Source organism: Anaerotignum faecicola, from assembly GCA_024460105.1.
GTDB lineage: Bacteria > Bacillota > Clostridia > Lachnospirales > Anaerotignaceae > JANFXS01.
Genome location: JANFXS010000002.1, coordinates 116195 through 129524, shown reverse-complemented (window position 1 = coordinate 129524; position 13330 = coordinate 116195). Strand labels below are relative to the sequence as shown.

The 13330-nt window shown below is 39.8% G+C and carries 17 protein-coding genes; 15 read left to right on the top strand and 2 right to left on the bottom strand.

Annotated elements, in window-relative coordinates; genetic code table 11:
• The first annotated feature begins 21 nt into the window (after positions 1 to 21).
• From NE664_03260 to NE664_03245, 4 genes are read left to right on the top strand one after another with little or no spacing between them, the layout of a single operon-like run.
• Positions 22 to 972 carry a C40 family peptidase gene (locus NE664_03260; protein MCQ4725680.1) on the top strand — a complete coding sequence of 317 codons (951 nt, stop codon included), beginning with the start codon at positions 22 to 24 and terminating at the stop codon, positions 970 to 972.
• A gap of 15 nt (positions 973 to 987) precedes the next feature.
• Positions 988 to 1341: a hypothetical protein gene (locus NE664_03255; GenBank protein ID MCQ4725679.1), complete on the top strand. Its 354-nt coding sequence runs from the start codon at positions 988 to 990 to the stop codon at positions 1339 to 1341.
• 18 nt (positions 1342 to 1359) lie between these two features.
• Entirely contained in the window at positions 1360 to 2076 is a 717-nt protein-coding gene (locus NE664_03250; protein MCQ4725678.1) for a hypothetical protein, read from the top strand.
• 21 nt (positions 2077 to 2097) lie between these two features.
• A complete protein-coding gene (locus NE664_03245) occupies positions 2098 to 2370 on the top strand; it encodes a DUF6103 family protein (protein MCQ4725677.1) in 273 nt (90 codons plus the stop codon).
• 20 nt (positions 2371 to 2390) lie between these two features.
• On the opposite strand, the gene NE664_03240 is transcribed toward NE664_03245, so the two are convergent.
• Complete coding sequence (locus NE664_03240; GenBank protein MCQ4725676.1) at positions 2391 to 3008, bottom strand: hypothetical protein; 618 nt, start codon at positions 3006 to 3008, stop codon at positions 2391 to 2393.
• A gap of 148 nt (positions 3009 to 3156) precedes the next feature.
• Here NE664_03240 and NE664_03235 point away from each other — a divergent pair, with 148 nt between their 5' ends.
• The 7 genes from NE664_03235 (at position 3157) to NE664_03205 (ending at position 9533) form a co-directional block, all read left to right on the top strand.
• On the top strand, positions 3157 to 4350 hold the full coding sequence (locus NE664_03235) for a HipA domain-containing protein (protein ID MCQ4725675.1): 1194 nt from the start codon (positions 3157 to 3159) through the stop codon (positions 4348 to 4350).
• Between the two features lie 108 nt (positions 4351 to 4458).
• Positions 4459 to 4674, top strand: a complete 216-nt coding sequence (locus NE664_03230; protein ID MCQ4725674.1) for a hypothetical protein — start codon at positions 4459 to 4461, stop codon at positions 4672 to 4674.
• Between the two features lie 131 nt (positions 4675 to 4805).
• The gene (locus tag NE664_03225; protein ID MCQ4725673.1) at positions 4806 to 5216 is read left to right on the top strand and encodes a hypothetical protein; all 411 of its coding nucleotides are present in this window, start codon (positions 4806 to 4808) and stop codon (positions 5214 to 5216) included.
• A gap of 65 nt (positions 5217 to 5281) precedes the next feature.
• Positions 5282 to 6643, top strand: coding sequence for a relaxase MobL (gene mobL / locus NE664_03220; GenBank protein ID MCQ4725672.1), 1362 nt, complete (start codon positions 5282 to 5284; stop codon positions 6641 to 6643).
• 12 nt (positions 6644 to 6655) lie between these two features.
• Positions 6656 to 7513, top strand: coding sequence for an amidoligase family protein (locus tag NE664_03215; GenBank protein ID MCQ4725671.1), 858 nt, complete (start codon positions 6656 to 6658; stop codon positions 7511 to 7513).
• Positions 7514 to 7525: 12 nt separating this feature from the next.
• Positions 7526 to 7990, top strand: coding sequence for a hypothetical protein (locus tag NE664_03210; GenBank protein MCQ4725670.1), 465 nt, complete (start codon positions 7526 to 7528; stop codon positions 7988 to 7990).
• Positions 7959 to 9533, top strand: coding sequence for a DUF3991 and toprim domain-containing protein (locus tag NE664_03205; protein MCQ4725669.1), 1575 nt, complete (start codon positions 7959 to 7961; stop codon positions 9531 to 9533). The genes NE664_03210 and NE664_03205 overlap by 32 nt, the downstream gene beginning before the upstream one ends.
• Before the next feature lie 63 nt (positions 9534 to 9596).
• Here the strand turns inward: NE664_03205 and NE664_03200 are convergent, their stop codons facing one another.
• Complete coding sequence (locus NE664_03200) at positions 9597 to 9929, bottom strand: helix-turn-helix transcriptional regulator (GenBank protein MCQ4725668.1); 333 nt, start codon at positions 9927 to 9929, stop codon at positions 9597 to 9599.
• A 106-nt stretch (positions 9930 to 10035) separates the two neighbouring features.
• Between NE664_03200 and NE664_03195 the strand changes: the two genes are divergently transcribed.
• The 4 genes from NE664_03195 to NE664_03180 all read left to right on the top strand — a co-directional run bounded on the left by NE664_03195 (position 10036) and on the right by NE664_03180 (position 12960).
• Positions 10036 to 10596, top strand: a complete 561-nt coding sequence (locus NE664_03195) for a flavodoxin family protein (protein MCQ4725667.1) — start codon at positions 10036 to 10038, stop codon at positions 10594 to 10596.
• Positions 10597 to 10785: 189 nt separating this feature from the next.
• Positions 10786 to 12327 carry a type IV secretory system conjugative DNA transfer family protein gene (locus NE664_03190; GenBank protein MCQ4725666.1) on the top strand — a complete coding sequence of 514 codons (1542 nt, stop codon included), beginning with the start codon at positions 10786 to 10788 and terminating at the stop codon, positions 12325 to 12327.
• Complete coding sequence (locus NE664_03185; protein MCQ4725665.1) at positions 12252 to 12707, top strand: type IV secretory system conjugative DNA transfer family protein; 456 nt, start codon at positions 12252 to 12254, stop codon at positions 12705 to 12707. Before NE664_03190 ends, NE664_03185 begins: the two co-directional genes overlap by 76 nt.
• Entirely contained in the window at positions 12700 to 12960 is a 261-nt protein-coding gene (locus NE664_03180; GenBank protein MCQ4725664.1) for a helix-turn-helix domain-containing protein, read from the top strand. The genes NE664_03185 and NE664_03180 overlap by 8 nt, the downstream gene beginning before the upstream one ends.
• Positions 12961 to 13330 lie beyond the last annotated feature (370 nt).

Below are 13330 nucleotides of genomic sequence, written 5' to 3'. Positions count from 1 at the left end.
AAATAAAAGAAGGTGAGGCAAATGGCAAGTCCTATGGCAGTTGCCGTTATGACGAAGAAAGCACTGGAGCTGGCAGAAGACAAACGAGTGCGGACATTGCTGGCAAGTATCGTGGCAGGTATTGTAATCGTGATGCTGATACCGCTGCTTGTTATGGTTTCTATCTTCAATACACAAGCAGGATTCAGTCAGGAGGTGGCAAGAATTGTATTTGATGGCGGACCTATTCCCACAGACATTGACGCGGAACTTTCCAAAGCCATGGAAGAAATGATTGATGCCTTTGAGGAATTGGATCAGACAATAGAATCATTGGAAGAAGAAGGATTTGACGATATCAAAGTCAAGTCCTTTTTTTATATCCTCTATTTTACAAAGGATCTGACAGATTTTGATGAGGAATTCTATGCGGGCTTTGTGGATTGTTTTATGGGTGAAAAAGAAGATGACGAGATTTATGAGGAACTGGAAGACTACCTTTCCTATACGTTTACGAAAACAGAAAAGATGGAAATCCGAAATCTATATCTCTTTATCAAGTATGGATACTATGCGACAGACAAAATCACAGGCATTCCTGGGGAAGCATTCAACGATGCCACATTCGCACAGTTGATGCAGGAAGCCACGAAATATATCGGCTTTCCTTACCAATGGGGCGGAAGTACTCCGGAAACCAGCTTTGACTGTTCCGGTTTTGTGTGCTGGGTATATACCCATTCCGGAGTCCATAACCTGCCCAGAACAACCGCACAGCAGATTTATAACCAGTGTACACCGGTGTCAAAAGACGAGGTAAAGCCAGGAGATTTGGTGTTTTTTACAGGAACATATCAAAGCAGCAACCCCGTAACTCATATTGGAATCTATGTTGGGGACAATCAAATGCTGCATTGCGGCGACCCCATCGGCTATGCAAACTTGGGGAATTCCTATTGGGTGAAGCATTTTTATGGATTTGGCAGATTGTAAAGGAGTGTGAAAAATATGATGAAAGAAATTACAGTAGGAGAATTGAAACAGATGCAGGAGAAGGAAGGCATTGTATTTCAGGGATGTGGTGGAGAACTGCAGGAATGGGAAGATGGTGTCAATGAATTATTGACAGAATCAGGCATTCTGTTGGACGGTGATACATTCAAAAATGTATATGCTTTTGAAAATGAAGGACTGACCAATCTGTTTTTTGATATGGAGGGCGTCAAACTAAATATGGGTAAGCTGGCGATCTGGAGGATCAATACCCACCAGCAGTTTGGCGGTACATGGCTCAGTGATTACCTGACAAATAAATTTGAAATGGGAGAAGAATTAAAATCTTCTATGGAGCCGGAACTTTAAGAAAAGGGGTGAAACAGTATGAAGCAAGAAAGAAAAACACATTTTGAAAGTTTGATGGCAAAGCTGGAAAACTTCCGTGAAGAAGAAATCCGAGTGCTGCAGGAATATCTGGAGCCGGTTTTTGAGGTAAGAGAAAAAATATTATCTTCGTTTTCCAATGAAAAAGCAAGCAGCAGATTCTCCGTTGGAGAGATTTCGGATGAGCTGATGTATGTGAATTTGTTGGAAGATCTGCTTCAGACAGATGAGAGGATATCAGAATGCCGAATGGATTTTGATGCCTGTGACATGATCCTCTGCCATAAGCAACCAGAACATTCCTATAACAGCATGAAAACATCAGAGCAAAAATATGAAGGCACAGCAGCCCTGAATCTGTTTTATCGTGAGTTGGGAGATGCGATGTTTTACTATAACCCTGATGAGCCAAACAAAGGCTGTGTGGTGATCGAGAAAGTCATTTCTCTCAGTGATGAGGACTTCTGGTTCTTTGGAGAAAACATCAGGCAGGAGGCTTCCTTCATTACGGATAACGCAGAACTGCAGTATTTTGATCAGCAGATGACGTTGCACTGCCTGTTTATCCAAAAAGAGGATGCGGAGTTTGGTGTTTTGATCAGCCGTGATGAAAAAAGCGGTGAAGTTTATTCCGGCTATCTGCCGAACTTGGATCAGTTTCAGGAGATTGAGTGTGAGATTTCAGAAAAAGAAGACTGCTTGGAACCGCAGATGTGACTGCAGAAGGAGGTGGGGGTCATGAAACTTTCTGCGATACAGGTGAAGTTTGAAACCAGCAAGTACTTGGCGCTAAAGCGATATGCGGCAAAAAAAGAAGTATCTTTGGAGCAGGAACTGGAAGAAACACTGAACAGGCTGTATCGAAAACTGGTGCCGCCAGATGTCCGTGAGTATATAGAAGAAGGCGATGAGATAGAAAAAACAGGGAAACCAAAAGTAAAAAAAGAGGAAAAAGAACCAGAGAAAGAACAGAATCAAGCAGAACAGCCGCAGAATATCCAATCCGTTTAAGGGAAAGAGAACAGCTGGTATCAGCTGCTCTTCTCTGTGATAAACCGATTCAGATATAACCGAAAGACCTCCTGATCCGTTTCCAAATCCCGTGACAGGAAGCGTTTTGTGATTTCTATGATAAAACCTTGCCAAAACAACTGCAGTAAGGAACAGGGAAGAAAACATTGGATCAGTGCCTGCTGGAACTGTTCCCATACATCTTTGCCCAGAAGTTCAACGAGTTTTTGTTCTGTCTGTTCCAGATCGACAAGATCGACAGTCCCTTGGTAAGTCGATACAGTTTGATTTTGGAAATCAGTTAGTGCCTGTTCCAGCAATGTATCTGCCAACGCAGTCCAGGAAAGCTCCTGCTGGGTAAATGGCTCCTGACAATCAAACATTGGTATGGAGCCGTTATTGTTTTCTAAATCAACCAGTATTTTCTTCTGCAGTTTGGAAACGGCTTGATAAATTTTCTCTTCCAAAATACAAAAATCTGTCTGAATGATCAAATGAAAAAACATGGATAAATAGTAATCCAATAGATAACTTTTTCGACCAAAAAGTTGATGAAATTCTTTTGCGGTACGAAAAATATCTGAGAACGCTGACGTGTTTTCGTCATGATGCGAAAGAAAATGTTGAAAAATATCCATAAATAAAAACCACCTGTTCACCAAAGTCGGCAAAGCCGCTTGTGGTATATAAACTCTGTTGACGAAAGGTGTCAAGAAGAAAATGAAAAGTAGTTTAACATTTTAGAAAATAAATATGATATAATAAAATTCAATGTAGGAGGTGAGAATGATGAAATACATTTTGATGCATAGAGAAATTGAAGTTGCAGAAATTGAGTTGGATGAATTATCCCATATTACAAATATATATGAGGTGTACGCAGAAGAACATTTTCCTGTGGGAACCCTTGGAAAACATGGCGTTGATAAAACTATGCTGGCAAAGTGGTGGGCAAAACGTTCTATACCTGCAAGCCGTTCAGGTATAAGGGAAACTTTGGATTTGCTGCATATGTCAGTTCCACAAGAACTTTTAGCAAAATGTTATGGACTCAGTCTCTCCGATCAGTACTGGATATCCCCAAAGGATAAACCGTTGATGTGGAAGGAAATAAATTTTTTCGATCATGATTTTTCTGAAGATGTAGGAAACCTTTTGTTCGGATATGGTGAATTTTCAGACAGCATGAGTTTGATTTCACCAGATAATACGTCTGATGGTCAGTTGATTAAGAAGTGGAAGATTGCAGATGGAAAAAGAGTTTTAATCAAAGGCGGAAGTAATCCATACCAGCAGGAACCTTTATGCGAAGTCATTGCTTCTCAGATTGCGGAAAGGTTATGTATCCCACATACGAAGTATACATTGCTGTGGGAGCATGAAAAACCGTTTTCTGTCTGCCAGGATTTCATTACTTCTGAAACGGAATTGGTATCCGCTTACCATATCATGCAGAGCAGAAAGAAGCCAAATGATCTTTCGGACTATGAATTTTATCTAAGTTGTGTAGAACAACTTGGCGTAAAAAATATCAGAGAGCAGACAGAGAAAATGGTTGTTTTGGATTTTCTGATTGGAAATGAAGACAGGCATTTCAATAACTTTGGCTTGATTCGAAACGCAGTTACATTGGAATGGATTGGTGTTGCACCTATTTTTGACTGTGGAACATCACTGTGGTATAACACACAGGAAAGTCTGATCAAGCCGCTTTCTCCCAATCTGCCAGCCAAGCCTTTCAAGAAAACCCATAGGGAACAGATCAAACTGGTAAAAGATTTTTCATGGATTGATCTCAAAGCACTAGATGGCATGAAAGAAGAAATAGAAGAAATCCTATCCCAATCACCTTACATCAGCAGAGAACGTAGGGCAGTTTTATGCCATGCGTTCTGCCAAAGAGCAGAACTACTGGGAGAGATTGCAAACGAACACACGATAAAAGAGGATATTTCACAAGAAAATGATATGATTTTCTAATCCAGAACAACAGAATAAGCAAAACAAAGAGTAGGCGAGCCGAAAAGGTTCGCCTTTTTTTGCACCCTGTTTGCCCTTGTGTGCCACTTTGCAGAGCAGGTGGAACAGTTGCAGGGCAAGGCAGTTTGGAGCGAATTTGCCCCGATTTTGGGCGAAGGGAAAAAGAGGGTGCTTGGAGCAAGTATCTGCAAGGGAGGGCTTTGCCAGATGCGAAAAATGTTTGCAGGTGAAAGCCAGCCATCAAACGGGCTGGCATTTCCTCAAATCACCCGCAGTGCGGGGATTTTTTGGCTCTCAAAGCTGACATCAAAATTAGAAGGCTGACATCAATCAGAACATTTTTCCAAGAAGAGATACATCGGAACTCTTAGAAAAGACGGGATCTATCCTTTGTTTTGACTGACATCAAGACTGACATTAAACCGATTTTTACAGTAAAAAGGAGTGAGTTGCCAATGGATGATAAAAAGAACAAAATAACTATTCGTATATCTGATGAAACATTGAGAAAATGTGATGAAGGTATGCGCATATCAGACTGCAAAGTACGAAATGATTTTATCGAAAGAGCCATCGAGTTTTATTCTGGATATGTTTCGTCGCAGACACATACGGATTTTTTATCTGATGTGATATTGGAGTCCATAGCAGGTATCGTCAAAACATCAGAAAACCATTTGGCACGTATGCTTTTCAAAATTGCAGTGGAGATGGCAAAGTTGGAAAGTATGCTTGCCGCTATCAATGACATGGATGAGGTAACCATGCGAAGACTTCATATTCGATGCGTGAATGAAGTAAAAAAGATCAACGGCATTCTTACCATGGAAGAAGCCGTGAGGTATCAAAGAAGTGATGAAGAATAAGACTCCACTGTTATAATCTCATACAGTGTGAAAAATGATACAAATACTCAGAGGTAGGTGATGCTATGCCAAGACTTGTTTTTACACCAAGATATCTAAAAATGCAAAAGCCGTCAAAAGTAAAAAATTATGTGAAGTATGTTGCCACAAGACCAAATGCAGAAAAGTTTGAGGTGAATCAGTCCCAAACAGAAGCTACGGAACACCAGAAGAGATGGATCGAAAAAGAACTGAAAGCACATATAGAATTGAGAGAAAGTTGTGAACAGGAGTATGAAGACTACTTGCAAAATCCAACAAAAGAAAACGCTGCGGACCTGATCAATAAAATTGCGGAAGAAGGTTTGGCAAGGGAAGGCAGCATGGAAAACTATGTGGGCTACCTTGCCAAAAGACCAAGATCAGAACGAGAAAAACAGGGACACGCACTGTGGAATGGTTCTGATAAAGAAATCGATCTAAATCAAGTGGCAAGAGAAGCTGCGGAACATAACGGCAACATCTGGACATTCGTGCTTTCCTTAAAACGAGAGGACGCTGCCCGATTGGGATATGATAATGCCGCTATGTGGAGAGAACTGGTGCGAGGCAAAGCACCAGAGATTGCAAAAGCAATGGGAATTCCCTTGGATCATTTTATGTGGTATGGTGCTTTCCATAATGAGGGGCATCATCCTCATATCCATCTGATGTGCTATTCCAAAAATCCAAGAGAAGGATATTTGGGCAGACAGAACTTGATGAAGCTGAGAAGTTCTTTTGCCAATGAGATATTCCATGATGAGCTGTATCACATCTATGAGCAGAAAGATGAAGTCAGGGACGAACTGAAAGGTTACTTTGACAGAAAACTGAAACAGGCAATGGCAATGGAAGATACAGATCATCCAAAAGCGGAAGCCTTGCTTTGGGAGTTATCTCAAAAACTGAAAACGGCAAAACATAAAAAGGTTTATGGCAGGCTGGAGAAAGAAAATAAAATACTGGTGGATGAAATCGTTAAAGAAATCAGCAAGGACAAAAAGATTTCACAAGCCTATGAAAGCTGGCTGGGATTGAAAGACGATATCCTTTCTACATACCAGAATCAGGAACGTGCCAGAAGAACCCTTGCGAAAGAACCGGAGTTTCGTAATATCAAAAACATGGTTTTGAAATCTGCGTTGGAGCTTTCTGAAATAGATAAAGCAACCAAAAAAGATTCAGAGGAAGAAAATCATGAAAAAGTAAATGCAAAAGAAAGCTGGGAGGAAAGAACAAAAAAGTTTCATCAAATGCAGGCGCAAAAACAGTTCCTGCTTCTGATGAAACACATCAGCCATATGATTGAAGAGGATTATGACAGAAAGAAACAACAGATTCATGTGGATAAGAAGCTGATGCGTAAGATCATGGAAAAGAAAGAAGCCCATGGACAGAAAATGTAAGGAGGGAAGCGAATGAGATGGAAAAAATATGGTGTTGAGATGGATATGACAGGGATCACAAGGAAAGCAGCAGCAGAAATACTAGCAGAGCAGTTTCAGACTGCGTCTGATTTTTGTCTGGAGGACAATGGATACCATGTGCAGGATCAAAACCAAAGGCTGTGGCGTATCCTTCCATCTGACTACATCAAAGCAGAAAAATATAACGGCGAAAAAGTGGTGGGAGCAAACTATATGTACCAAGTGAAGTTGCTCTCACCATTTTTATATGAAAATGAGTTTCCAATGCTGGAAAAAGCCTTGGAACAGTTGGAACTACGAGGCGCCATCGCCAATGACTCCACGAAAATAAATCTTCTTCTGGATGTCAGCGGTATTGAGAACTGGGAGAAGTACCAGACCAATCTGGAAAATCTTTATGAGAGCAAAGGGAAATTATTCCAAAAAGCGTTAGACATTCCCTTTTCACAAGTGGCAGACACCAGTCAAGGTAAAGAGAGCGGTATCATTTCATTTCCTTATTTCAAAAGCACACTCCATCAAAAAGAACTGCTCAGTGATATTCAGTTCGCACAGATCGTCAGCAGCTTTGCGGAAAACAACCGCACTGTCAGCCAGAAGAAAAGTGAGAATCAAAACGATAAATTCATGATGCGTACTTGGTTGGTGCGAGCTGGCATGGTAGGCGAAGAATATAAGTTTGCAAGAAAAATGCTGACAAAAAATCTGGAAGGCAACTCCGCATGGCAGAAGATGATGGAACCAACGGAAATCGAATCAAAAGAAGTCTGCAATCAGGCTCAATCAGAAGAAATGATGGATAACCCTGTAGAGGAACAAGTAGTTAGTGATTTGGAATTGGAAGTATGAGGGGGATGAAATATGGTTTATTTATTGACTTACGATGGATATATGAAGGAAGAAAAGCTACAGGAGATTTGTCCATCAGCAAAACTGTTTATGCAATGCGGTCTGAAAGACTGTTCATTGGAATTCCACAGGTTTTATGAAACCGCCATGCCCACACTGGAGGTTGGAGATGAAATCGTGCCAGCAGTCATTTGGAAGTTGGAAGAATCTGATTTACAGAACATGGAAGCAATTTACCCCAATGAAATCTATCAAAAGACAAACTGGAACCTGAAAACAGAAAAAGGTGTTTTGGATGTGATGGTTTTTCTGATCAGAGAAACACCATTTGCATTCCCAAAAGAAAAAGAAGTGGAAGCGATGGAAGAAGCGTATGAGGAACATAGCTTTGATTACAGCTATGTGGAAAACGCTCTGGACAGGGCAAAGGACAGGGAGGAAACATATGGCACTTTATACCCAGGAACAGATCGATAAGGCAAACCAGACCAATCTGGAGGAATTCCTTCAGCAAAAAGGAGAACACCTCAGAAAAACGGGAAGTGAGTCAGTGCTGATCTACAAAGACTCCACAGGAGAGCATGACAGTATTTCCGTCAGAAGAAACCGTTGGTATGACCATAAAAATATGCGAGGCGGCTATCCACTGAAATTTATGCAGGAGTTTTATGGCATGAACTTTCGCACTGCTATGAAAGAACTTCTGAACGGAGAAGAACCAGAGCTTGGCAGGAAGAAAAACACCGAACAGGAAAAGACAAAAGTGAGTGAAGAAACTGAAGTCAATGGTAATACAGCCAAATGCGAAGATGGTACTAAAAAATCAGAGTTCAAACTTCCTGAAAAAGACGGCAATATGAAACGAGTATTCGCCTATCTTTTAAAGACAAGATTTCTGGATAAAGATGTGGTAAAAAGTTTTGTAGAGCAGAAAACACTTTATCAGGAAAAGGAACACGGCAACATCGTTTTTGTTGGAACAGATAAAGACGGTGTGCCAAAGTCAGCTTGTAAAAAATCTACAGCGGAGCAGGCAAAAGGATTCCGAATGACCGTTGCCGGCTCTGACTGCAGGTATGGTTTCTGCTGGCGAGGGGATAGCAACAAGCTCTATGTGTTTGAAGCTGCTATCGATTTGATGTCATTTATTACATTGAAAAATGGTGACTGGAAGACGGACAATTTTCTGGCACTGGATGGACTTTCACCGAAGCCATTACTGCAATTTTTGGAAGAACAAAAAAATATCCATGAGATTTTTCTCTATCTGGATTACGATGCGGCAGGCATTGAAGCTTGTGATAAATTAAAGGATATCCTCATTGAAAAGGGTTATGTGGCAGAAAAAATCAAAAGGGAATGCCCTCTCTATAAAGACTGGAACGAGCAGCTGAAGGCGGAACATGGTAAGGTGCCTATTCTTCCACAGTCACATCCGAAGAAAACAGCATACCATGTTGCGGTCAGAAAACTTGGTATCCTAAATGCCGACACAGAAAGCCCATATATGAAATGGCGTAAACAGGAATATGAAAAATCAGGTTCCTCTTTTTATCTGGAACAGATTAAAAGAGATTTCAAGCAAGCAGAAAAATCGGTAAAGAAAGGAGAAGCTGACACAAAACCACTCCTTGCCAGCATTCTTCGTATGGCAGATTTGTCCGTCTGCTTGATGTGTGAAATGAAACGAGATGAGAACTTGCCAGAGTTGACTATGTACCAAACCGCCATACAGGAATTGGAAAAGGCATATAAACCATATCTGGATAAAGCGAAAATGGATCGACGCATACAGGAAATGAAAGAAGAGATGGAACACTTGAAAACCATTGAGGTTCAAGAACAGCCATCTCTTTTTGTATGGGCAAAAAATATGGCAGATATGGCAATGAGAGCCATTACCTATGTGGAAACAGAGTATCTACAGGAACTGGAAAGAAAAAATAATTTTACGAAACAGAAAATGGAAGAACAAAAAACAAAGTCAGATTCCGTTGAGCAGATGGAGTTGCAGATGTGAGGCTGAATCAATGAAGAATATAAAAATTGTAGATAGAGTTCCTATAAACGGAATAGTATATTTTTATTTTTTATGACTCTCTCCCCAAATACAAAGTTGATCTAATATCTGCATTAAGGATTGCCCTTTATCTGATAAACTGTATTCTACCTTGGGTGGAATTTGTGGATATTCTTTGCGGATAATAAGCTGATCTTTTTCCAGTTCTTTTAAAGCATTGCTAAGTGTTTTATGAGAAATTGATTTGATGTAACGTTTTAATTCATTGTAACGAACAACTTGAAATTCCATTAAGCAATAAAGAATGACCATTTTATACTTCCCGCTGATTAAAGACAGCGTGTAGCTAAATCCTGTATCTTCAAAGTTTGCGTTTTCAATATAATTTTTTATCAATGCTTACACTATCCTAAAGTATAGTATCTAACAAAAATGTGCGTACTTCATATAGTATATATGTATTGTTATAATTATAGCATAAATTTTAGGGGGTGTGTTGTTGATGCACAAAAAAATATGTATCTTAAACGGAAGTCCTCGCGCCAATGGTAATACAAAAGAGTTGATAAAAAGTTTTACACTTGGAGCTACTGAGTCAGGACATGAAGTTGTATGTTTTGATTTGCAGAAAATGAATATTCATAGTTGCTTAGGATGTTGCAAAGGAGGTAAGGAAAAATCAAGTCCATGTGTACAAAAAGATGATATAGAACAAATTTACTCAGTATATGAAGAAGCGGATGTTGTGGTGTTAGCTTCTCCTATGTATTATTGGGGAATATCAGGACAGTTAAAATGTGCTTTTGATCGACTTTTTGCAGTAGCGGAATTAAATACGAATTATGAAAATCCAAAAAAAGATTGTGTTTTACTTATGTCTGCTGAAGGTAACACAGAAGAAAACTTTGCACCTGTTTGTGCATTTTACGAAGGTTTAACCTCTCATTTAGGATGGAAAAATCTTGGGATAGTTTATGCTGGAGGCAATATGAATGTTGGAGATATTTTAAGTAAACAAAATCAGCTTAAAGAGGCAAAAGAATTGGGTAGATCAATTATTTAAAAACATTATTTATTTTTAAACAGGTAATAGCAGAAGAATATGCTATTGCCTGTTTTTTATATTGAAAATTGTATATTTGGATATAAAAGTTATTTTGAGAATAAAAGAAAAGACATGAAGAAATGGGAGGCTAAATGAATGGAGAATTTATGGAAGTTGATGCCGCTGCTATTGATTTTCGGTGCCTTTATGGTTTGCATGCTTTTGATTGACAGGAAGTCTTTGAACATCAAAAGCAAGACCGTAGGTGATGGACAGCATGGCTCTGCCAGTTTTGCCACACCAAAGGAAATTGATGCGACATTTCAAAGAGTGAGATATGAACCACAGGTCTGGAGGCAAAAGCCTTCTTTTGACCTGCCGCAAGGCATCATCATTGGATGCAATATGATGAAATTCGGAAAAAAGAAAACAGTCACAGCAATCGTGGAGGAAGGAGATGTTCATGCACTGATGATTGGTGCTGCTGGTGTGGGTAAAACAGCCAAGTTTTTATATCCAAATCTGGAATACTGCTGTGCGTCAGGCATGAGTTTTGTCACGACCGATACGAAGGGTGACCTCCTGAGAAGCTACGCTCCCATCGCAAAAAAATATTATGGCTATGATATTTCGGTGCTGGATTTGAGAAATCCAACCCAAAGCGATGGTTTCAATATGCTTCATATGGTGAACCATTACATGGATGAATATTTGCAGACAGACTCTCTTGTGGCAAAGGCGAAAGCGGAGAAGTACGCAAAAATAATATCTAAAACCGTTATGAATTCCGGTGGCTTTGACTCTGCCAACGCAGGACAAAACGCCTTCTTCTATGATTCGGCGGAAGGATTGATCACTGCTGTGATATTGGTGATTGCGGAATTCTGTTCGCCCTACGCTCTTACATTAGAACAGGAAAAGAGAAAACAGAAAGCATTGGAAGAACGTAAAAAAGAAATAGCCCAGATGAGAAAAGCCTGCATTGACAAAAACATAGATTTTTTGCCGAAAGCGCAGGAAGTAAATAGTCGAGAAGTGGAGGCAATGATTTTATTTCAGCCAGAGGAACAGGAAGAAGAAAAAGGCGAAGAAAGGCACATCATCAGTGTGTTTAAATTGATTCAAGATTTATTGGGACCATCGGAAGTGAAAGGCAAAAGTCAATTCAAGCTGTTGATGGAACGTCTTCCGGAAGAACATAAAGCAAGATGGCTGTCTGGTGCCGCATTGAACACTTCAGACCAGGCAATGGCGTCTGTACTCTCAACAGCATTGTCAAGGCTGAATGCTTTTTTAGATTCTGAAATTGAACAGCTGCTCTGCTTTGAAACGAAAATCAATACGGAAAAGTTTTGTAGAAATAAGTCAGCAGTGTTTTTGATTATGCCGGAAGAAGATGACAGCAAATATTTCCTCATTTCTTTGATTGTACAGCAACTCTATCGAGAAATGCTTTCCATTGCTGATGAAATGGGAGGAAAGCTGCCAAACAGAGTCATGTTCTTCCTTGATGAGTTCGGTACACTGCCAGCCATACAGTCTGCGGAAATGATGTTTTCTGCCAGCCGTTCCAGACGAATCAGCTTTGTGCCTATCATACAGTCATTGGCACAGCTGGAAAAGAACTATGGTAAAGAAGGTGCGGACATCATCTTGATAACTGCCAGGTTTGCATATATGGCGGCTTTGCACCAAACTCCGAAGCAGCAAATGTATTATCTAAAACATTGGGGGATAGGACAGTTATGACAGGCAGTATCTCGCAAGGCAGAGATAAATCCAAGTCATTGCAGATGATCGGGAGACCATTGATGACACCAGATGAGCTTAAGATCATGCCAAAAGATACGTTCATCGTCACAAGAACAGGCGTAAAGCCAATGAAAACAAAGCTAAAGCTGTTTTTTGAGTGGGGGATCGAACTGAATGAAACATACCCAGTGCGTCAAGCAGTGGTGAGAAAGGTGCATTACGCCAACAAAAAGACCATCGAGGAAGCCATTGCAAAAAAATATGGGCTTCCTAAAAATCCTCTCCAACAGCCCATTAAACGCCCAATGCAGGCACAAGATAAGCCGTTGCGAAGCATATACCAAAACATGAAAGGAGTGGAAAAAAGTTATGATTGACAAAATGAAGGTCTATCAAGACACAGAGCTTTCCAGCAAAGCCGTATCTGTTTATTTATATCTTTGCGAACGTGCAGAAAAAGAAACAAAAAGCTGCTATCCCTCCATGAAAACCATAGCGAAAGATCTGCATCTTTCTTTGGCATCAGTAAAGCGTTCCATTCAGGAATTGGAAAGAAGTGCATACATCAAAAAAGAAAATCGGTTTCGTGATAATGGAGGCAAAAGCAGCAATCTCTATTTCATAAAATGAACTTTGAAAAAAGGACAAAAAAATACCCCCTTAAAAAACGATGAAAAAACGCCAAGGGGGAGGTATGTCTTCTGCGTGAACTATGGTATGGCTCAACGTGAGCCGAGAATGTGAACTATCCATTTTAATAGTTGACATAGTATACAGAAAAAGAAAGATAGGTTATAAATAATATATAAATCGGAAATGTAGATATTAAGTTGCTATGACATATCAGAAAAGTTGTATATATTTATTATTTTAACAAATTTATAATTGTGACTATTGAATAGAAGTAAAAATAAAGACTATAACTTATTGTAGCTAGTAATAACAACATGAAACTGTTTGAGTTTATAAAAAACATCTAACCACATGTGATTAATTATAC

Bases quoted from the DNA above. Each gene is read 5' to 3' on its own strand.
- NE664_03260 (MCQ4725680.1), top strand. From the start codon at position 22: ATGGCAAGTCCTATGGCAGTTGCCGTTATGACGAAGAAAGCACTGGAG.
- NE664_03255 (MCQ4725679.1), top strand. From the start codon at position 988: ATGATGAAAGAAATTACAGTAGGAGAATTGAAACAGATGCAGGAGAAG.
- NE664_03250 (MCQ4725678.1), top strand. From the start codon at position 1,360: ATGAAGCAAGAAAGAAAAACACATTTTGAAAGTTTGATGGCAAAGCTG.
- NE664_03245 (MCQ4725677.1), top strand. From the start codon at position 2,098: ATGAAACTTTCTGCGATACAGGTGAAGTTTGAAACCAGCAAGTACTTG.
- NE664_03240 (MCQ4725676.1), bottom strand. From the start codon at position 3,008: ATGGATATTTTTCAACATTTTCTTTCGCATCATGACGAAAACACGTCA.
- NE664_03235 (MCQ4725675.1), top strand. From the start codon at position 3,157: ATGATGAAATACATTTTGATGCATAGAGAAATTGAAGTTGCAGAAATT.
- NE664_03225 (MCQ4725673.1), top strand. From the start codon at position 4,806: ATGGATGATAAAAAGAACAAAATAACTATTCGTATATCTGATGAAACA.
- mobL (MCQ4725672.1), top strand. From the start codon at position 5,282: ATGCCAAGACTTGTTTTTACACCAAGATATCTAAAAATGCAAAAGCCG.
- NE664_03215 (MCQ4725671.1), top strand. From the start codon at position 6,656: ATGAGATGGAAAAAATATGGTGTTGAGATGGATATGACAGGGATCACA.
- NE664_03210 (MCQ4725670.1), top strand. From the start codon at position 7,526: ATGGTTTATTTATTGACTTACGATGGATATATGAAGGAAGAAAAGCTA.
- NE664_03205 (MCQ4725669.1), top strand. From the start codon at position 7,959: ATGGCACTTTATACCCAGGAACAGATCGATAAGGCAAACCAGACCAAT.
- NE664_03195 (MCQ4725667.1), top strand. From the start codon at position 10,036: ATGCACAAAAAAATATGTATCTTAAACGGAAGTCCTCGCGCCAATGGT.
- NE664_03190 (MCQ4725666.1), top strand. From the start codon at position 10,786: ATGGTTTGCATGCTTTTGATTGACAGGAAGTCTTTGAACATCAAAAGC.
- NE664_03180 (MCQ4725664.1), top strand. From the start codon at position 12,700: ATGATTGACAAAATGAAGGTCTATCAAGACACAGAGCTTTCCAGCAAA.